Origin of the sequence: Actinomyces wuliandei (assembly GCF_004010955.1) — a bacterium.
Taxonomy (GTDB): Bacteria; Actinomycetota; Actinomycetes; order Actinomycetales; family Actinomycetaceae; genus Actinomyces; species Actinomyces wuliandei.
This window is the reverse complement of sequence record NZ_CP025227.1, coordinates 1,603,747-1,625,368: the sequence shown is the minus strand read 5'-3', so window position 1 is coordinate 1,625,368 and position 21,622 is coordinate 1,603,747. Positions and strand designations below refer to the sequence as shown.

Below are 21,622 nucleotides of genomic sequence, written 5' to 3'. Positions count from 1 at the left end.
TGGGTAGGTATGGAGGTGCCTATGGAGGCAGACGTGACCGGAAGGGTGGGTGGGCGCCTGCCCTCGGCCCGTGTGCGTCTTTTGCGCGCGGGGTTCGCCGATCCCGCCAGGGCCGCAGCGCTCCTGGCGGACCCGGTCCTGGCGGACTACCTTCCTGCTGCGGGTCCCGCCGAGGCCCCTGTCCCAGGGCCGCACCTGCCGGGCACGCGCGACCTCGCCGAGCCCGGTGCCCGTCACGAGGTGCTCCTGACGGCGTTGGCGGACACGGCTGACCCGGACCTGGCCCTGCTGACACTGGTCCGGCTCGCCCAGGCCTGCACCCGCCACAGCCAGCTGCCCGATGCCGCCCCGGCGCCCGGGACAGGGCGGACGGACAGCAGGCACGAGCCCGCCCGGCTGCTGCGTCGGCTCCTGGCCTGGAGCCCTGACGGTGATAGCGGCAGGGACCGTGAAGGGGGGGACAGTGACAGGACCAGTACCGGCAGTGACAGTACCGGCAGCGGGGACGGTGCTGCGCCTGACTCGGCTCCTGGGAGTGTGGCCGCGAGGGCGGCGGGGGAGCACCAGCGTCGGCTCCTCGCGGTTCTTGGCCACTCCCAGGCACTGGGGGACTTCCTGGTCTCCCACCCTGAGCGTCTGACGGCGCTGGCCCCGGCCAGGGCGTGGCAGGCACCGACGCAGCCCACGACCCACCAGCTGCTGCGCCATGCTGTGACAGACGTGCTGGGCGCCCAGTCCCCGAGGTGCCCGGGTCCCGACAGCGCCACCCTCTCGCGCGCGACTGCGGCGCTGCGCTGCGCCTACCGGGACCGGTTGCTGGCGATCGTCGCCGACGACCTGACCTGTGAGCAGCCAGTTGACCACGTCGCAGTCGTGGGCACCCGCATGGCTGAGCTGGCTGACGCGGCCCTGGACGCTGGGCTGCTCGTGGCGCGGGCAGCCGTCGGGCCGCAGGCTGACAGCGTGGCCCTGGCGGTCATTGCCATGGGAAAGACGGGGGCGCGCGAGCTGAACTACGTCTCTGACGTCGATGTCATCTACGTGGTGGGTGCCCCCGGGGCGCAGGAGGCCGCTCATGGCGCTGCTGCCGCCGGTGTCGGCGGTCACGCGGGTCCCGAGTCTGGAAGGCCTCTGAGCGAGGAGGACCTGGTCGCTGTCGGCACCCAGGTTGCCACCGAGCTGGCGCGGGTCGTGTCAGCCACTTCCGCGGAGCCTCCCCTGTGGCCGCTGGACACGGCGCTGCGTCCGGAGGGAAAGGACGGTGCGCTGGTACGCACGCTGGACTCCCACCTGGTCTACTACCAGCGGTGGGCGGCCTCCTGGGAGTTCCAGGCGCTGCTGAAGGCTCGTGCCAGTGCCGGGGACCGTCGGCTGGGGGCGGCCTACGTGGACGCGGTGTCCGCGCTGGTGTGGGAGGCTACACGCAGGGAGAACTTCGTGGAGGATGCCCGGGCCATGCGCCAGCGCGTGGAGAGGGAGTCCGCTCCGCTGGGAGAGCGGGACCGGCGCATCAAGCTGGGTCCCGGGGGGCTGCGGGACGTGGAGTTCACTGTCCAGCTCCTCCAGCTGGTCCACGGCCGCTCGGACACCTCCCTGCGTGCGCGTGGCACGCTGGAGGCCCTGGAGCTCCTGGGGCGGGGCGGCTACGTCGCCCGGCAGGACGCGGCGGCAATGAGCGACTGCTACAAGGCGCTGCGTCTGCTGGAGCACCGCAGCCAGCTCTATCGTCTGCGCCGCACCCACGACCTGCCCTCCCGCGAGGAGGACCTGCGCCGCATCGGGCGGGGCCTGCACCGCAGCGTGGCTGACACGGACTCCTTGTGGAGGGTCTTTCGTGAGCTGAGGCGGCGGGTGCGCGCCCTCCACGAGGAGATCTACTACCGTCCGCTGCTGGGGGCTGCCGCGTCCCTGAGCGCCGACGAGATGGCGCTGAGCCCTCAGGCCGCCCGAGAGCGTCTGGCCGCCTTCGGCTACGTCGACGCCGAGGGCGCGCTTCGCCATATTCAGGCTCTCACCGAGGGAGTGAGCCGTCGGGCGGCCATCCAGCGGCAGCTGTTGCCGGTCATCATCGGCTGGATAGGTCAGGGAGCGGACCCGGACTTTGGGCTGCTGTCGTTTCGTCGGCTCTCCGAGGCGGTGGGAGGTTCCCACTGGTACCTGGCGATGCTGCGGGACTCCCCGGTGGCGGCTCGCAGGCTGTGTCACGTCCTGTCCTGTGCCCACTGGGTCTGTGAGCGTCTGGCTGAGCTTCCCGAGGCCATCGCCTGGCTCGACGACGACGCCGAGCTGCTTCCTCGGCGTCGGGAGGCCCTGCACGAGGAGACTGTCTCCGTCCTGCGCCGACGGCCTCTGAGCGGTCCCGACGAGGCTGCCCTGGAGAAGCAGGCTCTGGAGGCGGTCCAGGCGGTGGTCAGGGTGCGCGCCCGGGAGGAGGTGCGCGCCTCGCTGGCCGACTGCCTGGACGCGATCAGCCCTGAGCGCACATCCACGATTCTCACCGGTGCCACGGATGCCGTCCTGGGAGGTGCCCTGTGCGTGGCCACCGGACTGGTGATAGCACTGCGTGAGGGAGCGCCTGCCGTGGCACAGGGGCCCGGCTCCTCCCTGCAGTGGCCCACGGCGCTGGCTGAGCACGCCGTTATTGCCATGGGCCGCCTGGGGGGCTCGGAGGTGGGGTACGCCTCGGACGCCGATGTCCTCTTTGTCCACCGGTCACGTCCGGGCGCGGACGAGACCCAGGCGGCCCAGGAGGCGGACGCGGTGGCCCGCTGGACCCTCCGGCTGCTGGCGGCCGCCAGGCCCCATCCGCTGGAGGTGGACACAGGCCTGCGACCAGAGGGGCGTCAGGGACCGATGAGCCGGTCCCTGGACTCTTACGCGGACTACTACGGGCGCTGGGCCGCCGTCTGGGAGAGGCAGGCGCTGCTACGGGCCCGAGCCTGCGCCGGGGACAGCGGGCTCGGGCGCGCCTTTGAGGACCTCGTCGCCGGGCTGCGCTGGGCCGAGGGGGGTCTGAGCGGGCAGGACCGACGGGAGATCCGGCGTATCAAGGCACGGATGGAGACCGAGAGGCTACCGCGGGCGGTAGACCCGGCTCGTCACCTCAAGCTGGGGCCGGGAGGGCTCAGCGACGTGGAGTGGTGCGCCCAGGTCCTCCAGCTGGCTCATGCCGACCACGTGGAGGGGCTGCGTACCACCTCGACGCTGACAGCGCTTCAGGAGGCTGCGGCTGCTGACCTGCTTGACGCTGAGGACGCGGCGCGCCTGACCGCCGCCTGGCTCCTCGCCAGCAGGCTGCGGGCGGCGATCGTGCTGGGGACCGGGCGGACCAGCGGACCCAGGCGCGAGGTCCTGCCGGACGCGGTCCGGGATATCCGCCTGGTGGGCAGGCTGATCGGTCTGGAAGGCGGTCACGAGCGCGAGCTGGAGGACCTCTACCGCCGGAGCGCCCGCCACGCCCGGGCTGTGACGGAGCGAGTCCTCTTTGGCGGTGCCGGTGGCACCGGTGGTGCTGCCACGAGCGGCAGGGTTGTGTCCCGTCGGGGGCCTCACAGGGGTGCTGGGAGCACCTTTGTCCTGCCGGACGCCGACCCTGGCGGGCTGGGTGGCCGTGGCCAGGCGGGTGCCGGTCCTGCCTCAGGGGAAAGGGGCCGTGCCGTGCCCGCTCAGCGCCGCACAGCCGGTCCCGTCTCGACCCGGGTCGTGCCTGGTCAGGGCGCAAGGACCCCAGAGGGAGGCAGCCTGCGGGAGGCAGGCGCCGGGGGGACGAGGACCGCAGGCAGCCGACCTGCCCCGTCGTGGCGGCGAGGACCGGGTCCAGGTGGGGGCGCCGCCAGACGCCTCGGTGAGGGACCCTACCCGTGGAGCTGAGGCTGTCGGCACCTCATGGCCTGGCCAGAGCTGGCAGACTTGGCCCGTGAACCTTCTTCTTGTCCGCCACGGTCGTACGATCGGCAATGTCATGAACGCCCTGGACACGGGGTTTCCCGGCAACCCGCTGGACGACGTGGGCCTGGTGCAGGCTGCCGACCTGCCCAGGAGGCTGGAGGAGGCCGGGTGGCTGGCCAGGATCACCACGTTGTGGGTGTCTCCAATCCTGCGGGCACGTCAGACCGTGGCCCCAGTGGAGGAGGCGACGGGCCTGGAGGCCCAGGTCCGCAGCGGCCTGCGGGAGGTCCTGGCTGGTGACCTGGAGATGCGCACTGACGTGCGGTCGATGCGCTGCTACAAGGACACGACCCGCTCGTGGATGGTGGGACGTACTGCTGCCCGTGTTCCCGGGTCCCCCGAGGACGGTGCTGACACCTTCGCCCGCTTCGATACCGTTGTCGCGGAGGTCGCGGCGCAGACACCGCAGGAAGCAACGGCGCTTCTGGTTGCTCACGGGACCGTCCTGCGCCTGTGGGTGGCCCTGGTTGCCAGCCAGGCGGCGGGAGTGGACCCAGCCTGGATCGCCGCCACTCCCATGGACAACACGGCGTTGAGCGTCGTCGAGGGTAGCCCGCAGCAGGGGTGGCGGCTTGTGAGCTGGAATGACGGCCAGTGGCGGGCCGAGGAGGCATGAGCGGCAGGCCGTCGGTCAGGGAGGCGCCGGGCGTCCCGGAGCAATGACAAGCAGTGACAGCACTCGCGTGCTCGTCACAAACGCCTCAACGTACCTCGTCACAGTACTGCGGACAGGAAGGCCTGTGTCCGCTGCGCCTGAGGAGTGTCCAGCACTTGTGCCGGAGGGCCGGACTCGCAGACGACCCCGCTGTCCATGAAGACCAGCTGGTCGCCGACCTCCCGGGCGAAGTTCATCTCGTGCGTGACGACCACCATTGTCATCCCTGAGCGAGCCAGGTCCTTCATCACGGCGAGGACCTCACCGACGAGCTCGGGGTCCAGGGCCGAGGTCGGCTCGTCGAAGAGCATCAGCTCAGGGTCCATAGCCAGGGCACGGGCGATAGCCACCCGCTGCTGCTGGCCACCGGAGAGCTGGGCGGGATAGTGGTCGACGCGGTCGGCCAGGCCTACGCGCTCCAGGAGCTCGATCCCACGCTGCCGGGCCTGTGCCCTGGGGAGCTTCCTGACGTGGACCGGTGCCTCCATGACGTTGCCCAGTGCCGTCATGTGGGGGAACAGGTTGAACCGTTGGAAGACCATGCCGATCCTGGCGCGCTGGGCGGCCCGGACCCGGTCCGGCAGGGCGTGGAGCCGTACCCGGCCGTTCCTGACCACCTCGCGCATGCCCATGAGCTCACCGTCGACCCTGACGCGCCCGGCGTCGATCTGCTCCAGCTCGTTGATGCAGCGCAGCAGCGTGGACTTTCCCGAGCCTGAGGGGCCGACGAGGACGGTGACGGAACCCGGCTCCACGGTCAGGTCCACACCGCGCAGCACGTGCAGCTCGCCGAAGAACTTGTGCAGGCCGGTGATCTCCACCTTCGGTGTCACTGGCTTCCTGCCCGCTGCTGGCGCCTCCTGCGTCGGATCCGCCTGCACGGCGCCCGGATCGGCAGAGGAGGCCAGGTGCGTGGGGTCGGGCGCGGTCATGGGCTGACCTCCGTGACTCGGTCGGTCGTGGTGTGGGCGTCCAGGATCGCCTGCTGGCGGGCGGACAGGGAGCGGCGGTCGGCTCCCCGGGGGGGAGAGCTGTTGTCGAAGCCCCTCCCGTAGTAGCGCTCAATGAAGTGCTGGCCGACCATGAGAAGCGAGGTGATGATGATGTACCACAGGGCAGCGACGATGAGCAGCGGGATCGTCTGGTAGGTCATGGAGGCGTAGGAGTTCGTCACGAAGGTGAGGTCCAGGGTGAAGGGCACGGCCAGGACCAGGGAGGTCGTCTTGAGCATGGAGATCGTCTCATTGCCGGTAGGAGGCACGATGACGCGCATGGCCTGGGGCAGGACGATGCGGCGCAGGATCTGGGACTGGGACATGCCCAGGGCACCTGCGGCCTCGCTCTGTCCCCTGTCCACCGAGTTGAGCCCCGAGCGCACGATCTCGGAGAGGTAGGCCCCCTCGTTGATCCCCAGGCCGACGACGGCTGCCACGAAAGGGGTAAAGACTGAGGTCGTCCTGAAGGTCAGCAGCTCGGGACCGAAGGGGACTCCTAGGCTGAGGTACTGGTAGAGGGCCGAGAGCGCCCCCCAGAACACCAGCTGGGTGTAGATCGGGGTCCCGCGGAAGAACCACAGGTAGGCCAGTGCCACCCAGCGCAGGACCGGGTTGTCTGAGCGGCGCATGACCGCCGTGGTCACGGCCAGGACGATTCCGATCGTCATGGCCAGGAACGTCAGCAGAAGGGTCCAGCCCACGGCCTGCACGACACGGACCTCGCGGAAGAAGAACCACACCGTGTCCCAGTGGAACCTCTCGTTGGTGACCAGGCCGTGCACCAGCATGGCTCCCAGCACCAGGACCACGGCGGCGCTGAGCCAGGTTCCGGGGCGCGGTACCGGCTTGACGTCGTTGAGCCTGACCGGGCTGGAACCGGTGCGGTCGTTCATGTCTACCTGGCTCCCTGCCCGGGGGCGTGTCGAGGTGGTCTCTGGTTGTGCCATGTCTCAGTCTCAGCCTTCTACCGCAGGGTTGAGAGCAGCGGTGTCCAGGGCCGCGTCCTCAATGCCCCAGCCAGCCAGGATCTCCTCCCAGACACCCTCGTCCATGAGGTGCTGGACAGCCGCCTGGAGGGCGGCAGCCAGCTGCGGGTCGGCCTTGGAGATGACGATGCCCTGCGGCAGGGCGTCCTCGACCTCCCCCAGGGTCTGGACCGCCCCGGCGGTCAGCTCCACGGCGTAGTCGGCGACGGTGGAGTCGGAGTACATGGCGTCGACGACGTTGCTAGCCAGGCTTGTGGCTGCCTCCGACTGTGTGGAATAGGCTCGCACCGACAGCGCCGGGCGGTCGGCGTCCCGGCAGGACTGCGCGAGCTCGTTCATGGTGGTCTCCTGGGCAGTGCCCACCTGGACCCCGACCGTGTAGCCGCACAGGTTCAGGTGGTCGGAGACGTCGATGCCCTCGGGGTTGCCCGCAGCCACGTTGAAGCGTGAGCCCACGTTGATGTAGGCGAGCATGTCCACCTCCAGGGTGCGGGCCGAGGTGATGGTGAAGGAGGAGATGCCGACGTCGTACTTGGAGCCGACAGCAGCGATGATGGAGTCGAACTCAGCCGTGTGGGTCTGGGAGCTGACTCCAAGCACGGCCGCGACCGCCCGGGAGAGATCGACGTCGTATCCGACGGGGCTGCCCTGGGTGTCGAGGAACTCGGCCGGGGCGTAGTCGGTGGAGGCTGCCACGTCGAGCACTCCGTCCGCAAGGACCTCCTCGGGCAGAAGAGCCGTGATCTCAGGCTGCACCTGGATCCCTGAGACGTCGTAGGTCCTGGTAGAGGGCACCGAGGAGTCGGCCCGCCAGTCGGCTGCGTGGGTGCACCCGCCCAGGACTAGGCAGGCGATGGCTGCCATGAGCAGCAGGCGGCGGGTCGTCATGCAGGTTTCCTCCTCGGCATGGTGGCTCGTCGTGGTGGTCGGAAACAGTATCCACTATTTAGCATAAGTATGAGCCTGAGATCCCGGCGAGCCGGTGGTGCCCGCGCTCACAGATCGTAGTAGAGCTCGAACTCGTAGGGGTGGGGACGCAGGCGCAGCGGCTCGATCTCGTAGGCCCGCTTGTAGTCGATCCACGTCTCAATGAGGTCGGGGGTGAAGACGTCGCCCTCGGTGAGGTAGTCGTGGTCCTGCTCCAGGGCCTCCAAGGCCAGGTCGAGGGACACGGGGAGCTTGGCGATGTCGTGGTAGTCCTCGGGCGCCAGCTCGTAGAGGTCCTTGTCAATGGGAGCCTGCGGCTCGGTCCGGTTACGGATGCCGTCAATTCCGGCCATGAGCACGGCGGCGAAGCAGAGGTAGGGATTGGAGGAGGGGTCGGGGACACGGTACTCCACACGCTTGGCCCTGGGGGAGGATCCAGTGACCGGGACACGGATGCACGCAGAGCGGTTGCGGGCGGAGTACACCAGGTTCACCGGGGCCTCGAATCCCGGGACCAGGCGGTGGAAGGAGTTGACAGAGGGGTTGGTGAAGGCCAGCAGGGAGGGGGCGTGGGCCAGGATGCCTCCGATGTACCAGCGGGCCAGGTCCGACAGCTGGCCGTACCCTCGCTCGTCGTAGAACAGGGGGCGGCCGTCCTTCCACAACGAGTGGTGTGTGTGCATTCCCGAGCCGTTGTCCCCGAAGATGGGCTTGGGCATAAAGGTCGCGGTCCGTCCCGCCTGCCATGCGACGTTCTTGATGATGTACTTGAACTTCATCATGTCGTCGCCAGCGGCCAGCAGCGAGCTGAACCGGTAGTTGATCTCCTGCTGCCCGGCGGTCCCGACCTCGTGGTGGGCGCGCTCAATGTCCAGTCCCGCCTTGATGCAGGTGCGCACCATGGCGTCGCGCAGGTCGGCCATCTGGTCGTTGGGCGAGACGGGAAAGTAGCCGCTCTTGAAGCGGGTCTTGTAGCCCTGGTTACCGCCTTCCTCCTGGCGGCCGGAGTTCCAGGCAGCCTCCGCCGAGTCGATGGAGTAGCGTGACTGGGCGGGTGTGGACTCGTACTCGATGGAGTCGAACAGGTAGAACTCAGCCTCCGCACCGATGTAGCAGGTGTCGGCGATTCCGGTCGAGCGCAGGTAGTCCTCCGCCTTGGCGGCGATGGACCTCGGGTCGCGGGAGTAGACCTCATCAGTGAAGGGGTCGACGATGGAGAAGTTGATGACCAGGGTCTTCTCTGCGCGGAAGGGGTCGAGAAAGGCGGTGGCGACGTCCGGGACAAGCTTCATGTCCGACTCATGGATAGCCTGGAACCCCCGGATGGAGGAGCCGTCAAACATGAGGCCCGTGGTCAGGGCCTCCTCCCTGAAGGCGGAGACGGGGATGGTGAAGTGTTGCATCACACCCGGAAGGTCGCAGAAGCGGACGTCGACAAGAGCGACCTTCTCCTTGTCGATGAAGGCCAGGGCCTCTGATGCGTCCTTGAACATTCTTCCTCCAGGCTGGGGCTCTCACGAGCCTGTGGCACAGGTCGAGCGACCGGGGAGACGGTAGGGTGCCACCGTGTCACGGGCGTGCCAGCAGTGTTGCCTCGGTGTTTCAGCGTCCACGCAGGGCCCTGCGGTCGATACGGACCTTGCCGGGGTCGACGCCCCTGGGCATGGACATCCCCTTGCTGGACAGGGACTCCAGACGCTTGGAGACCTGGGAGATCTCGTTGTCGGTCAGCCGGGTGGGCTTGGTGGGCAGCCGACGCAGGGTCCGGCTGAGGTCGGTGAGACGAACCTGGCCGGTACCGGTACCCACGTGGATGACGTGTACCGGCACGGTTGACAAGACACGGCGGATCTTTCGCTCCTCCTCCTCCAGCATGCGCCGGGTGTGGGAGACAGCACCTTCAGCGACAAGGACCACGCCCGGGCGACCCACCATGCGCCAGACCAGGTCCATGGTCCTCGGTGAGACGGCGACCGGCTGCGACTCGACGTACCAGCCCCGGCCAGCCTGGTCCAGGACCGCCTTGGCGGCTCCCAGCGTCCCCTCCAGCTGGGTGTAGGAGGCGCGACGCACAGTCAGGGAGAGGATGACCATGCAGACGGTCAGGGACAGGAGGACCGCCAGGGGAAGCCAGTACCACAGCGGCTGGCCGCTGAGCACCGACACCCACACGGCCAGGCCGATGAGGACGACGGCGGCCCCGAGCATCGCCCAGCCCACCCAGGGGTAGGTGCGCCGGGAGATCGTGTAGGAGTCCCTGATGTTCTGCAGGGCGCGCCTCACTCGGTGAAGCCGCCGTGGCCGGGAGGTCTGGTCGCTGCTCACTCCCTCACCATAGACGACAGCACAGGTCTGTGCTGAACACGGACGAGGGGGAGGAGGACAGGGAGCAGAAAAGGCAGGGGAGCTACGAGAGGAGACTGACCGGCGTCAGTCGGGGCCAGGATCCCCGGGAGCACACGGGACTACCCGGGCGGAGCCGGGGTCAGGAGGCGGTGGCAAGCTGGCGGGCCACGACCCGTGAGGCCTCCTGGTGGGCCGTCACGGGCTCGGCCAGGTCGGCCAGGGCGGGGGGAATTGGCCATCCGCGACGGGCCATGGCCCGGCCCCACAGCATGCCGGCCCGGTAGGAGGAGCGCACCATCGGCCCGCTCATGACGGCGGCAAAGCCCATCTGCTCCGCCAGCTCGCTGAGCTCGACGAACTCCTGCGGCCTGACCCAGCGGTCGATCGGGTGGTGAAGTGTGGAAGGGCGCATGTACTGGGTGATCGTGAGGATGTCGCAGCGGGCCTCGACCAGCGCCTGCATGGCCGCCTCAGTCTCCTCACGGGTCTCTCCCATGCCCAGGATCAGGTTGGACTTGGTCACCAGCCCCGCCTCGGAGGCCGCCGTGATGACGTCCAGGCTGCCCTGGTAGGAGAACGCGGGGCGGATGCGCTTGAAGATCCGGGGTACCGTCTCCAGGTTGTGGCCCAGCACCTCCGGCTGGGAGGAGAACACCTCGGCCAGCGCGTCCGGGTTCCCCCGGAAGTCCGGCACCAGCAGCTCGACGCCGGTGCCGGGGCACGTCGCGTGGATCTGGCGGGCTGTCTCTGCGTACAGCCAGGCCCCGCCGTCAGGACGGTCGTCCCGGGCGACTCCGGTGACTGTGGCGTAGCGCAGACCCATCTCCTGGACCGAGGCAGCCACCCGGCGCGGCTCGTCCTCGTCGTACGCGCTGGGGCGCCCTGTGGCGATGTCGCAGAAGTCGCAGCGCCGGGTGCACATCTGGCCCCCGACGAGGAAGGTGGCCTCGCGGTCGTTCCAGCACTCATAGATATTGGGGCAGTTGGCCTCGGCGCAGACCGTGTGCAGGTTCTTCTCCCGCACCAGGCCCTGGACGTCCTGGTAGGTCTGCGAGACCACGGCCCTGGTCCTGAGCCACTCAGGCCTGGACTCGATCGGGGTCCTGGCGTTGCGCGCCTCGACACGCAGCAGCCGACGGCCCTCCGGGGCGACGGCGTCCGGGTTGGCTGGGCTGGCCACAGCAGGTCCTCCTTCCGTGTCTCCTCGGCATCTGCCGCTGCGTCTTGCTGCCGCTGCCTGCAGCAGCGGGGTACGCCGTCGCCATTCTATTCCCTGGCAGCCGGGGGACGGGCACTCAGGCCTACGCCGGGGACAGAGCAGGACGTGGGGTCTGCCACCAGGGGGCGGAGGCGGGAGCCGAGGGCATGAGCGACTGCGTCGGCGAGGTCTGCTGCCCGCAGCCGACGACCGGTCTCAGCGCTCACTGAGGTCACCCCGGCGTCCGTGATCCCGCAGGGCAGGATACGCTCCAGGGAGAACGCCTCCAGGTCCGGGTTCACGTTGAGGCCGATACCGTGCATCGTCACTCCCCGGGCCACGCGTACCCCCAGGGCGCAGATCTTACGGTCCTCACGCCGTACCGCCTCCCGCGCCTGCGGGTCGCCCGGCACCCAGACCCCGGTGCGCCCCTCGACCTGGCGGGTGGTCATCCCCAGGCCGGTGCACACCTGCATGACCGCCTCCTCCAGGGTGCGGACGTACCTGATGACGTCGATCGGTGCGGCCAGGCGCAGGATCGGGTAGACCGTCAGCTGGCCGGGACCGTGCCAGGTGGTCTTCCCCCCCCGGTCCACATCGACCACGGGCACCTGGGCAGGCCCGACGCGGCTGTCCTGAGGCCGTTCCCAGGAGCGGGCCCGCCTCCCTACGGTGTAGACGGCCTCGTGCTCCATCAGCAGCAGGGTGCTGGGGCGAGTGCCGTCCACGACCTCTGCGTGCACGGCTCGCTGCAGCCGCCAGCCCTCCTCGAAGGGCACGAGCCTGCCCCCCAGGTCGACGTCCCAGCGCTGCACGCTCCCAGCCTATGTCACACAGCAGTCGTGCGTGCGGGGCGGTATCCACAGGGGGCCAGGTCGGCGTGGACGTCAGCGGGGCCGGGCGTGGAGGATGCTGGGTATGACACGGGACAGGAACCCCAGAAGGCGTCGGGCGGCTGGTGGGACGGGCGCCCGGGTCGAGGGTGCTCCGCGCGGGGAGCCCCCGTCGGCCCAGGCCCTCCAGGCCCTGGCGGCAGAGGGCTTTACCATCGGGTCGGTGCTGGGAGGACGGGCTGGGGCCTCGTCTCCACGACGCTGTGTGGACCCGCAGGGGCGGGACGTGGTCCTCCGGGTCCTGCCCCTGCCGGAGGGTGCTGGAGGCGCGGCGCTGCTGCGCAGGCTCGCTGGGCTGCGCAGCCTGCGTCACAGGGCGCTGGTGGCGGTACGTCACGTCGTCGCCCTTCCGTCCCACCATGTTGGCGTCGCCGTGGACCTGGTGGACGGCGTGAGCCTCGACGTCGTCCTGGCCGCCCGGGGCAGGCTGCCGACTCCCCAGCTCGCGCTGCTCCTCGACGAGCTCGGGTCAGCCCTGGCACACCTGCACGAGCACGGCTGCGCCCACGGGGACGTCTCCACAGGCAACGTGGTGGTCACGGCGGAGGGGCGCCCGGTCCTTATCGACCTCCTGGGCTCTGTCATGGAGACGGGCACAGGAGACTGCGCGGCACCGGAACGGCGCTCAGGTGGCCCCGCCACACCAACTGCTGACGTCTATGCCCTGGCTGCCCTGATGCGACAGTGTGCTGGTGGTGGCGCCAGTGGTGGTGCTGGTTATCGGGCGCGCCGCGTGGAGCAGCTCCTGGCGGACGCGCTCAGCAGCCTCCCTGAGGACCGCCCCGGTGCGCGCGACCTCGCAGCCCGCTCACCCCAGCTGGGGCAGGCCCGGGGGATCGACCTGCCCGACAGCGCCCGCCTGGCAGCCGGGTCACTGCGTGCGGCCGCCCACACACCCACACGGGTCGTAGGAGCTCGGTTGCGGCAGCGGCGTCCCCGGTGGTACCCGCTGCCCGCCTCAGGACGCGCAGGACGTGCAGGGCGTCGCGGTCCCTGGCCTCGCCGTGGTCACGGGGCCTCCCGGGGACGCGGCCGCCACCGTGCCTCCCGGCGGGGCGGGGGAGTCCTGACGGTGGCGCGGACCTCCCGCCTCCTGTGCGTGGTTACTGTGGCAGCAGCTGCGGTAGCAGTCCTGGTTCTTCAGGGGCCGGGTGGTGCCCTGGGCGGCCACCTGCCCAGCCGGGCGGGAGACACGGCGACAGCGGCGCCACCGGGAGCTGCGGCAGCAGGCTCGGACCAGGGCTCCTGGCCTGCTGCCTCCCCGCCTGTCCAGGTTTCCCAGGAGGCGACGCGAGAGCCTCCTCAGGGGGCAGACACAGCCCCGCCGCCGGAGGGACAGCGGGGGACGGCCCGGGAGGGGGCGGAGCAGAGCCTGGTCAGCGTGGTGGTCTCCCTGGCTGCGGCGCGTGACCAGGCGCTCATGGACGGGGACGAGGAGGCCCTGGCTGCGACCACGGTGCCAGGCTCGCCAGCTGCTGCTGCGGACGAGCAGATCATGCGGGACCTGCTGGCCTCGGGAGAGACCGTGACTGACATGACCACGTCAGTGAGTCAGATCGTCGAGGTGGAGGTGCCTGCTGGTACGACCTGGCCCGGTGCCCGGGCCGTGGTGGTCACCCAGTCCCAGGCCCCGTCGAGCCGGGCCAGCGCCGGGACGCGCAGGACGGTCCCGGCCCAGGCCGCCCGTCAGGTAGTTCTCATCCTGGTTCCGCAGCCGTGGAGGGTGGCGGAGGTGCGCTCCTACGAGCTGTGACAGGGAGGAGGCGGTGGAGGGGTGGGAGAGGTCTCAGGGCGGGTCTGGCGAGGAGTCGTGAGCGGCGACGGGGGCGGTCTGACAGACCGCCCCCGTGCGTGTCGCTCAGTGGTGCCCCGGCGGCGTCTACAGCCCCAGGTCGCTACGGAAGTCGCCCTCCTCAAGGCGGCTCTTGACCGTCATGAGGTAGCGTGAGGCGTCGGCACCGTCCACCAGGCGGTGGTCGTAGGACAGCGACAAGTAGCACACGGAGCGGATGGCGATGACCTCGTTGCCGTCTGTGTCCTTGACGACCCGGGGCTGCTTCTGGATCGCCCCCAGGCCCAGGATCGCAACCTCCGGCTGGTTGATGATCGGGGTGTCGATGAGGGCTCCGCCCGAGCCGGTGTTGGTCACCGTGAAGGTAGAGCCGGACAGCTCGTCAGGGTTGACGGCGTTGTCCCGTGTGCGGGCAGCCAGGTCGTTGATCCGCCTGGCCAGGCCGACGATGTTGAGGTCGCCAGCGTTCTTGACCACGGGGACCAGCAGGCCACGCGGCGTGTCCACGGCGATGCCGACGTGCTCCACGTCATGGTACACGACCTCCTTGTCCTCGATTGAGGAGTTGAGCTTGGGATGGGCCTTGAGCGCCTCAGTGGCCGCCTGGACAAAGAAGGGCAGGAAGGTCAGCCTGGTGCCGTTGCGGGCCAGGAAGTCGTCCTTGGCCTGGGCACGCAGGGCCGCCACCCGGGTGACGTCCACCTCCACCACCGTCGTCAGCTGAGCAGAGGTCTGCAGGGAGGTCATCATGCGTTCGGAGATGACCTGGCGCAGACGACTCATCTTCTCCCGCCTGCCTCGCAGGAGCGTATCGACCTGCGGCCTGGCCGAGGCGCCGGGCGCGGGGGCAGCAGGAGCGGGCTCGACGGCAGGGGCAGCGGAGGCAGCCCCCTGGGCGCGGGCTGCTGCCTGCCGGGCCTCCTCCTGCGCCTGAGCCGCAGCCTCGACGTCCTGCTTGCGGATACGTCCTCCGACACCTGTGCCGGTGACGGTCGCCAGGTCTACCCCTCTGTCCCGAGCCAGCTTGCGCACGATCGGGGTGACGTAGGCGGCCGGTGCTGCCGCCCTCGGCGCCTCGGACACAGGCTCCTCCTGCTGGGAGGTGCTGGTGGTCTCGGGGGCTGCGGGTCCGGGGGCTGAAACCTCCTGCGGGGCCTCCTGGACCTGGGAGCCTGCTGAGGTGCCTGGCTCCTGCGCCGGTGCGGCGGGCTCCTGCTCAGGAGCAGAGGGCTGGGGGGAGCCCCCGGCCTCGGCCGGGTCGCCGATGACGGCCAGGACGGTCCCGACCTCAGCCGTCTCGTCCTCGGCGACGAGGATCTCCAGGACCGTGCCGGACACGGGGGACGGTACCTCGGTGTCAACCTTGTCCGTGGCCACCTCCAGCAGCGGCTCGTCAACCTCGACGGTGTCTCCTACGGCCTTGAGCCAGGATGAGACCGTCCCCTCGGTCACTGACTCGCCCAGGGCGGGCATCTTGACGGACTCGGACATTCCTGTCTTCCTTCCTTGACTGACCTTGACTGACCGGGACAGCTTTAGCAACCGGTCTGCTAACCAGGGTCTTCCCGGGTCATCCGTGGTTGTGCAGCGGCTTGCCCGCGAGGGCCATCGCGGCCTCCCCGAGCGTCTCGTTCTGGGTGGGGTGGGCGTGGACCAGGGCCGCGACGTCGTCAGCGTCCGCCTCCCAGGAGACCATCAGCTGCCCCTCGCCGACCTGCTCGCCCATGCGGGCACCCACCGCGTGGAACCCGAGGACCGGACCGTCCTTGAGGGAGACCAGCTTGACGAACCCCTGGGTGCCCAGGATCTGGCTCTTGGCGTTGCCTGCGACGTTGAACTCCGCGGTGGTGACGTTGTCCCGGCCGTGCTGCTCCACGGCCCGGGCCTCTGACAGGCCGACAGAGGCGATCTCCGGCTCGCAGAAGGTGACCTTGGGAACCAGGTCGTCCTCGACCGGGCGGGGGTCCAGGCCAGCGACCTTCTCCGCGACCACGATCCCCTGGGCGAAGCCCCGGTGGGCCAACTGGACCCCCGGGACGATGTCTCCCACCGCCCACACGCCCTCGATGTTGGTGCGCCCGTACTCGTCAGTCAGGACGAAGCCACGGTCCATGGACACCCCGACCTCCTCGTAGCCCAGGCCCTGGGTGGCCGGGCCCCGGCCCACCGCGATGAGAAGGACCTCGGCGTCATGGGTCGCCCCGTCCGCGGTACGGACGCTCACCCCGCCCTCGTGGCGGTCGACTGACTCGAACATGGTGGAGGTCCGGAAGGTGATCTTGCGCTTGCGGAAAGCACGCTCCAGCTGCCTGGAGACGGCCTCGTCCTCGTTGGGGACCAGGTGGGGCAGCCCCTCAATGATGGTGACCTGGCTTCCCAGCGACGCCCACGCCGAGGCGAACTCGACACCGATGACGCCTCCGCCCAGGATGACGGCCGAGGCCGGGACGTGGTCGAGCGCCAGGGCCTCCTCAGAGGTCATGACCGGTCCGGAGACCTCCTGGCCGATGGTCTTGGAGAAGGATCCCGAGGCCAGGACGATGTTCCTCCCTGTCAGACGGCGTCCGTCCACCTCGACGGTGTCGCTGGCCACCAGCCTGCCCCACCCCTGGACGACCTTGATCCCACGGGAGGACACCAGGCCCTCAAGCCCCTTGTACATCCGGGAGACGATGCCGTCTTTGTACTTTTGGACGGCGGCCATGTCCACACCCTCCAGGGAGGCGCGCACACCGACGGCTCCCGCCTCGCGCACGGCGTCAGCCGTCTCTGCCGCGTGGAGGAGCGCCTTGGTGGGCACGCAGCCGCGGTGCAGGCAGGTTCCTCCCACCTTGTCAGCCTCCACCAGGGCGACCTTGAGCCCCAGCTGGGCACCACGCAGAGCGGCTGCGTACCCACCTGAGCCAGCCCCCAGGATGACCATGTCGTACACGGTGTCTGTCACGAGTCCACTCTCCTCAGCTCGCTAGCTTGCTGGTAGTCGCTGGTATCGGTGTACGCGCCGCTATGGAGGCGGCCCAGTACACACGTTATTGTTCCATCCGTCTGCGCGGCGCACCCGCCAAATGTGAGTGCCGTTCAGGACCAGGGTCCCCACATCACTATGAGACGTGTCACCGTCAAGAGGCGTCACCGTGCTGTGTGCGTGCGGGCTCCTGCGCCTGGGTGCGCAAGAGCTCCGTCAGCGTGGCGACCCCCACCCCGGTTCCGCCGACAGGAGTCAGGCCCCACGGCGCGGAGCCGTTGAAGGCGGGACCGGCTACGTCCAGGTGCGCCCAGGGCGTGGACCCCACAAACTCCCGAAGAAACAGCCCGGCCGTGAGCATTCCCGCGGCGCGGCTGCCGACCTTGGCGTTGCGCAGGTCTGCGACGGGAGACTCCAGGCTGCTGCGCAGGTAGGCAGGTAGTGGCATGGGCCAGAACGCCTCCCCGGCCCGCCTGGCTGCAGCGATGACCTCGTCGCGAACGACAGGTGTGCCCATGGCGGCGCACACGCGCTCGCCCAGGGCCACGACCTGGGCGCCGGTCAGGGTCGCCACGTCGATGACGCGGTCAGGTGCTTCTGCCACCGCCAGGGCCAGGGCGTCGGCCATGACCAGACGTCCCTCGGCGTCAGTGTTGGTGACCTCCACGGACGTGCCGTCAGCCGTGGTGACGACGTCGCCAGGACGCTGGGCGTGGGGACCCGGCATGTTCTCCGCCAGGGCCAGCCATGCCGTGACCCGCACCGGCAGGTTCAGGCGGGACGCGGCCAGCACGGTGGCCAGGACGGTGGCCGCTCCCGCCATGTCGGACTTCATGTCCGGCATGGAGGCGGGCGGCTTGAGGGACAGGCCGCCGGAGTCAAAGGTGATCCCCTTTCCTACCAGGGCCGTGTGGGTGCGCGCTGTGGGTGGGTCCCAGCGCAGGCGCACCAGGCGAGGAGGGTTCGACGAGCCCTGGCCCACCCCGAGCAGGGCGCCGAGTCCCTCCTCGGCCAGGGCCCCCTCGTCCCAGACGGTGACCTCCAGGGAGGCCTCCTGGCCCATCTGGTCGGCCCGTTGGGCGAGGACCGGCGGGGACAGCCGGTTGGCAGGCTCGTTGACCAGGTCCCTGGCCAGGGACGTGGCCCGGGCCAGGACGCGCGCCTCCTCCACGACCTGGTGGGCCTGCTGGGCGGTGTCGTCGCGGGCCAGCGGGGACAGCAGGAGGATCTTGTCCACGGGTGCTGCCGGTGACTCTGGTGAGTCCGGCGAGGGGGCTGCGGGGGGCTTGCGCGCCTGGGTCACCGCGGCTCCGCTGCACGGCGCGGTCTGCGGAGGCTGTGTCGCACGTGCCCTCCAGGAGTAGGCTCCCAGCAGCGCTCCCTCGCACACGCTGCGCAGCTGGGTGAGGTCCTGTGCCGGCAGCGCCATGGCGACGTGGGAGGTACCTGCCAGGGCGCGCGTGGCCCGTCCGGCTGCCCGCCGCAGCAGGCCGGGCCGGTCCTCGCCCAGGGCTGGGGCGTCGTCGGGCAGGGGGCCAGCAGCGTCCGGCCCGATGGAGGCCAGGTGCCAGGACCGCCCCAGGCCGACCACCAGGACCGTGGACAGGACCGGGGAGGGAGCCGTGGGCACGGGTACGGACTGCCGAGGGGGCGTGGCCGACTGAGCGGGACGGCCCTTACCCACGCGGTCCACGACAGGACGTACCGCGCTGGCAGGAACTCGGACTACGGTGTCCTGCTCCGCCGAGAACCCGAGGCTGGGCAGGAGAGCCTCCAGCGCGTCGGCGTCGATGACGGCGGCGCCGTCGCTCGTGCGTGGCAGCGACCCGCCCGTCACGAGCTCGGCGGACTCCCGGCCGGGGGCAGCGGCCAGAACCAGGACGTCGACGGCATCGGCCGCGGAGCCGGAGGGAAGGAAGGAGGAGAGGCTGACTGTGGTCACGAGACGAATGGTAGCGTCAGCCCTGACAGGATAGTGCCCGGCCAGTCGGTTGCTGGCTGCAGGGTCGGTGGAGACTGGGACAGGCGCGGGTACTGCTGCTCCAGGACCGTTGAGAGGCTGGGATATTCATGGACGAGCGCCCCCAGGTGCGCACAGTGAGGGACACGCGTCGGCCCGCCTACGGGTGGGGGCGGATCCTCGTCGTGGTCTTCGCGGCCTTCGGGGCGGCCATCCTGGGGCCAGCCCTGCTGGCCCTGGTGCGCCGTCCTGACGAGGCACCCCTGCTGGAGTCCTTCAACGTCCTCGGCGGCCTGCTCTACCTGCTGCTGTCGGTCTCCGTGGCGCACAACGGGCACCGGATGCGTAACGTCGGCTGGATGAGCCTGGCTGCGCTGGCGACCATGGAGGTCCTCATCGGGGCACTGTCCCTGTCTCCCACGTATACGGGCCTGGAGGTGTCGGTGTGGTCTGACGCCGGCAGGTCGCTGGGCTATCTCCCTCTGGTCCTGCCGATCGTGGCGGCGGTGTGGATGTGGATGTCCGACCCCAGGCGCATCGTGGTCAACGCGGAGCGGATGACCGAGCTGTCCGACACGCTGACGGAGCGCTCCCGCGCGGTGTACGAGGCGCGCCGGGAGGCGGGGGGCGCCCCCGCCACGGAGCCTTCGCCAGAGTCCTCTCCAGGCGACCACCAGGAGGAAGGGAGCCGACAGGGCTAGCCCTCGGCAGGCCTAGCCCTGGCCCAGGTTGGCGACGTGGACGGCTGCGCCGTCCTCGGCTGTGGCCTCAATACCCCAGACCTGGCGGAAGAAGCTGAGCTCCGCCTCGTGCTGGCGGCGGATGCTGGCAGCCGTGCGCAGCCCGTGGCCCTCGCCGTGGAAGATCTCCAGGGCGACCGGGGCGCCCTTGGCCAGCAGGGCCTCGTACATGAGGGTGGCCTGCTCGGCGGGGACGACGGGGTCCTCGGACCCCTGAAGCAGCAGGAGGGGCGCGGTGATCTCCTCGACGTGGTTGATGGGGCTGCGCTCGGTCATGACCGGGTCGTCGATGTCCTGGGTGCCGAGGAGCTGGCCGATGTAGCAGGACTCGAACTTGTGGGTGGTGCGTACCAGGCGGGTCAGGTCGGCGACGCCGGAGCTGGAGGCGGCGGCGGTGAAGACCTGGGAGCGGACCAGGGCGGACAGGGCGGTGAAGCCTCCGGCTGAGGATCCGCGGATCGCGACCCGGGAGCCGTCCACGGTGCCTGAGTCGATGAGGAACTGGGCGCCCGTGACGCAGTCGTCGGCGTCGTAGACGCCCCAGCTGCCCTCCAGGGACCTGCGGTAGCTGGTACCATATCCCGTTGAGCCGCGATAGTTGACGTCCAGGTAGGCGAAACCGCGACTGGTCCAGTACTGGATCCGCAGGTCGTAGCCGGGCCGGGCGGTGGCTGTGGGTCCTCCGTGGGCGTTGACGATCAGTGGGGGCAGCTCGTCCGCAGGTCCGGTGTGGGTGGCAGAGGTCGGCGGGTAGTAGAAGCCGTGGGCCGTGGCCCCGTCACTGGTGGGCCAAGACAGGGGGACAGGTAGGGAGACGCCAGCGCTCTCGGGGCGGAACTCCCCGGAGTCGCGCAGGACCTGGACGCGGCCGTTCCTGACTTCGACGACACTGGGCAGCGCCAGCTCGTTGGAGGCCAGCATGACGACGCGCCCTTCCGAGGAGGCGACGTTGCCCAGGGGCTGCCACCCGACGTTCCACTCCTCGAGCTCGCCGTTGGCCAGTCTGATGGTTCCCAGGTGCGAGACGGCGTCGCGCGACCAGGAGGTGATGAGGCGCTCGTTGTCGAGGACGTCGTAGGAGTGCGGTCCCAGCTGCCAGGCCGGGTAGCTGAAGGAGGCGTCTGCGGGGTGGAGGGCACGGGTGCGCAGGGAAGCGGTCCAGCGCTCCCGGCTGGTGCCCCAGCGGGGGAAGCCCTCAGTGCGATAGAGGTTCCAGCAGCCGGAGGAGTTCGAGCTGTGCACCAGGTCGCACTCCTCGGTCCAGCGCGGCTCGGCCACGGAGCTGCCCTGGCCTCCGTCCAGGACGGACTGCTCGCCCAGGGAGCCGTCTGGCAGCAGCTCGCCCACGTGCAGGGACGCGTTGTCCCACGGCATCCCCGGGTGGTCCCAGGTGATCCAGGCCAGGAGCCTGCCATCAGGGGACAGGGTAGGGGAGACCACGAAGTCGGTCCCGGACACGAGGGTCCGCACAGGAGTGTCATCGCGGGCTGCGGAGCCGTCCAGGGGGATGGACACGAGGGTGTTGACCGGCTCACCCTCGCCCCGGTGGTCCTCCCTGACGGCGTAGACGAGGCTGCGGGCAGTGTCGATCTCCAGGTCGCCGTGACGAACTTCACCGTAGATAGTCAGGGGGACGAGGCCCTGGATGCGGTGGGCGACGTCGTAGCGGTAAAGACGGCCGTCCCCGGCGTGGGAGACGACCACGATGCCGCTGTCCACGGCGTAGGCCCGTCCTCCGTACTCATGGACGCGGGTACGGGCGTCGACGAGCTCGTCAGCGGGAGTGAGCGGCAGCACCTCGCCGACCTGGCCGTCGGCGTCGCGGCGCAGCAGGACGTTGCGTCCCGCCTGGGAGGCGCGCTGCTCCACCCAGTAGGTGTCCCCGCCGTCCACGCGCACCTGGGACAGCCGCACGGTCCGGGTGGTGATGGTGCCCGGTGCCACCGGTGAGGGCCAGGTACCGAAGGGTGCGGTGGTGCTCATGGTTCCTCCTTGGAGCGCGGTGATGTGTCCCGGGGCGTGCCGGGCGGTGACGCGGCTGCTGGGGCCGGTGACCACCTTAGTGGCTGGTGGTGGCTGGGGGTGAGCCGAGCGGCACGAGGGCACCTGCACCCGCCTGCCCGGCGCGGGGCTCCCCGTGCTGGCAGAGAGGGCGCTGTGGGCGCGGGTGCGCCTATGCTGGGGTGCCTGCGCCTTCCCGGGCAGCGGGCCGTGCAC

Annotated in this window: 15 protein-coding genes; 4 read left to right on the top strand and 11 right to left on the bottom strand. The window is 70.0% G+C overall.

From position 1 onward, the window contains the following. Positions 1–21: 21 nt before the first annotated feature. Positions 22–3,870, top strand: coding sequence for a bifunctional [glutamine synthetase] adenylyltransferase/[glutamine synthetase]-adenylyl-L-tyrosine phosphorylase (locus tag CWS50_RS06640; RefSeq protein WP_206610382.1), 3,849 nt, complete (start codon positions 22–24; stop codon positions 3,868–3,870). Positions 3,871–3,916: 46 nt separating this feature from the next. Continuing rightward, positions 3,917–4,564 carry a histidine phosphatase family protein gene (locus tag CWS50_RS06635; RefSeq protein ID WP_127842151.1) on the top strand — a complete coding sequence of 216 codons (648 nt, stop codon included), beginning with the start codon at positions 3,917–3,919 and terminating at the stop codon, positions 4,562–4,564. Positions 4,565–4,662: 98 nt separating this feature from the next. On the opposite strand, the gene CWS50_RS06630 is transcribed toward CWS50_RS06635, so the two are convergent. The 7 genes from CWS50_RS06630 to lipB form a co-directional block, all read right to left on the bottom strand. Next, positions 4,663–5,535, bottom strand: coding sequence for an amino acid ABC transporter ATP-binding protein (locus CWS50_RS06630; protein WP_127842150.1), 873 nt, complete (start codon positions 5,533–5,535; stop codon positions 4,663–4,665). Next, positions 5,532–6,491 carry an amino acid ABC transporter permease gene (locus tag CWS50_RS06625; RefSeq protein WP_127842149.1) on the bottom strand — a complete coding sequence of 320 codons (960 nt, stop codon included), beginning with the start codon at positions 6,489–6,491 and terminating at the stop codon, positions 5,532–5,534. The genes CWS50_RS06630 and CWS50_RS06625 overlap by 4 nt, the downstream gene beginning before the upstream one ends. A gap of 63 nt (positions 6,492–6,554) precedes the next feature. Next, positions 6,555–7,472: a transporter substrate-binding domain-containing protein gene (locus CWS50_RS06620; RefSeq protein ID WP_127842148.1), complete on the bottom strand. Its 918-nt coding sequence runs from the start codon at positions 7,470–7,472 to the stop codon at positions 6,555–6,557. Between the two features lie 107 nt (positions 7,473–7,579). Beyond that, positions 7,580–9,004: a type I glutamate--ammonia ligase gene (gene glnA / locus CWS50_RS06615; protein WP_127842147.1), complete on the bottom strand. Its 1,425-nt coding sequence runs from the start codon at positions 9,002–9,004 to the stop codon at positions 7,580–7,582. Positions 9,005–9,113: 109 nt separating this feature from the next. Further along, on the bottom strand, positions 9,114–9,836 hold the full coding sequence (locus tag CWS50_RS06610; protein WP_127842146.1) for a DUF4191 domain-containing protein: 723 nt from the start codon (positions 9,834–9,836) through the stop codon (positions 9,114–9,116). Positions 9,837–9,996: 160 nt separating this feature from the next. Next, positions 9,997–11,037: a lipoyl synthase gene (locus CWS50_RS06605; RefSeq protein WP_127842145.1), complete on the bottom strand. Its 1,041-nt coding sequence runs from the start codon at positions 11,035–11,037 to the stop codon at positions 9,997–9,999. Positions 11,038–11,123: 86 nt separating this feature from the next. After that, positions 11,124–11,870 carry a lipoyl(octanoyl) transferase LipB gene (gene lipB / locus CWS50_RS06600; protein WP_127842144.1) on the bottom strand — a complete coding sequence of 249 codons (747 nt, stop codon included), beginning with the start codon at positions 11,868–11,870 and terminating at the stop codon, positions 11,124–11,126. A 103-nt stretch (positions 11,871–11,973) separates the two neighbouring features. Here lipB and CWS50_RS06595 point away from each other — a divergent pair, with 103 nt between their 5' ends. Next, a complete protein-coding gene (locus tag CWS50_RS06595; RefSeq protein WP_243118209.1) occupies positions 11,974–13,701 on the top strand; it encodes a protein kinase domain-containing protein in 1,728 nt (575 codons plus the stop codon). A 126-nt stretch (positions 13,702–13,827) separates the two neighbouring features. Here CWS50_RS06595 and sucB read toward each other — a convergent pair whose 3' ends face one another. The 3 genes from sucB to CWS50_RS06580 form a co-directional block, all read right to left on the bottom strand. Then, the gene (gene sucB, locus CWS50_RS06590; protein WP_257493100.1) at positions 13,828–15,273 is read right to left on the bottom strand and encodes a 2-oxoglutarate dehydrogenase, E2 component, dihydrolipoamide succinyltransferase; all 1,446 of its coding nucleotides are present in this window, start codon (positions 15,271–15,273) and stop codon (positions 13,828–13,830) included. Between the two features lie 37 nt (positions 15,274–15,310). Beyond that, on the bottom strand, positions 15,311–16,684 hold the full coding sequence (lpdA, locus tag CWS50_RS06585) for a dihydrolipoyl dehydrogenase (RefSeq protein ID WP_127842142.1): 1,374 nt from the start codon (positions 16,682–16,684) through the stop codon (positions 15,311–15,313). A 175-nt stretch (positions 16,685–16,859) separates the two neighbouring features. After that, positions 16,860–18,647 (bottom strand): leucyl aminopeptidase, encoded by a 1,788-nt coding sequence (locus CWS50_RS06580; protein ID WP_127842141.1) that lies wholly within the window; start codon positions 18,645–18,647, stop codon positions 16,860–16,862. 128 nt (positions 18,648–18,775) lie between these two features. Here CWS50_RS06580 and CWS50_RS06575 point away from each other — a divergent pair, with 128 nt between their 5' ends. Then, on the top strand, positions 18,776–19,366 hold the full coding sequence (locus tag CWS50_RS06575; RefSeq protein ID WP_243118208.1) for a hypothetical protein: 591 nt from the start codon (positions 18,776–18,778) through the stop codon (positions 19,364–19,366). Positions 19,367–19,378: 12 nt separating this feature from the next. Here the strand turns inward: CWS50_RS06575 and CWS50_RS06570 are convergent, their stop codons facing one another. Continuing rightward, complete coding sequence (locus CWS50_RS06570) at positions 19,379–21,388, bottom strand: alpha/beta hydrolase family protein (protein WP_127842140.1); 2,010 nt, start codon at positions 21,386–21,388, stop codon at positions 19,379–19,381. Positions 21,389–21,622 lie beyond the last annotated feature (234 nt).

Bases quoted from the DNA above. Each gene is read 5' to 3' on its own strand.
- CWS50_RS06640 (WP_206610382.1), top strand. From the start codon at position 22: ATGGAGGCAGACGTGACCGGAAGGGTGGGTGGGCGCCTGCCCTCGGCC.
- CWS50_RS06630 (WP_127842150.1), bottom strand. From the start codon at position 5,535: ATGACCGCGCCCGACCCCACGCACCTGGCCTCCTCTGCCGATCCGGGC.
- CWS50_RS06625 (WP_127842149.1), bottom strand. From the start codon at position 6,491: ATGAACGACCGCACCGGTTCCAGCCCGGTCAGGCTCAACGACGTCAAG.
- CWS50_RS06620 (WP_127842148.1), bottom strand. From the start codon at position 7,472: ATGACGACCCGCCGCCTGCTGCTCATGGCAGCCATCGCCTGCCTAGTC.
- glnA (WP_127842147.1), bottom strand. From the start codon at position 9,004: ATGTTCAAGGACGCATCAGAGGCCCTGGCCTTCATCGACAAGGAGAAG.
- CWS50_RS06595 (WP_243118209.1), top strand. From the start codon at position 11,974: ATGACACGGGACAGGAACCCCAGAAGGCGTCGGGCGGCTGGTGGGACG.
- CWS50_RS06575 (WP_243118208.1), top strand. From the start codon at position 18,776: ATGGACGAGCGCCCCCAGGTGCGCACAGTGAGGGACACGCGTCGGCCC.
- CWS50_RS06570 (WP_127842140.1), bottom strand. From the start codon at position 21,388: ATGAGCACCACCGCACCCTTCGGTACCTGGCCCTCACCGGTGGCACCG.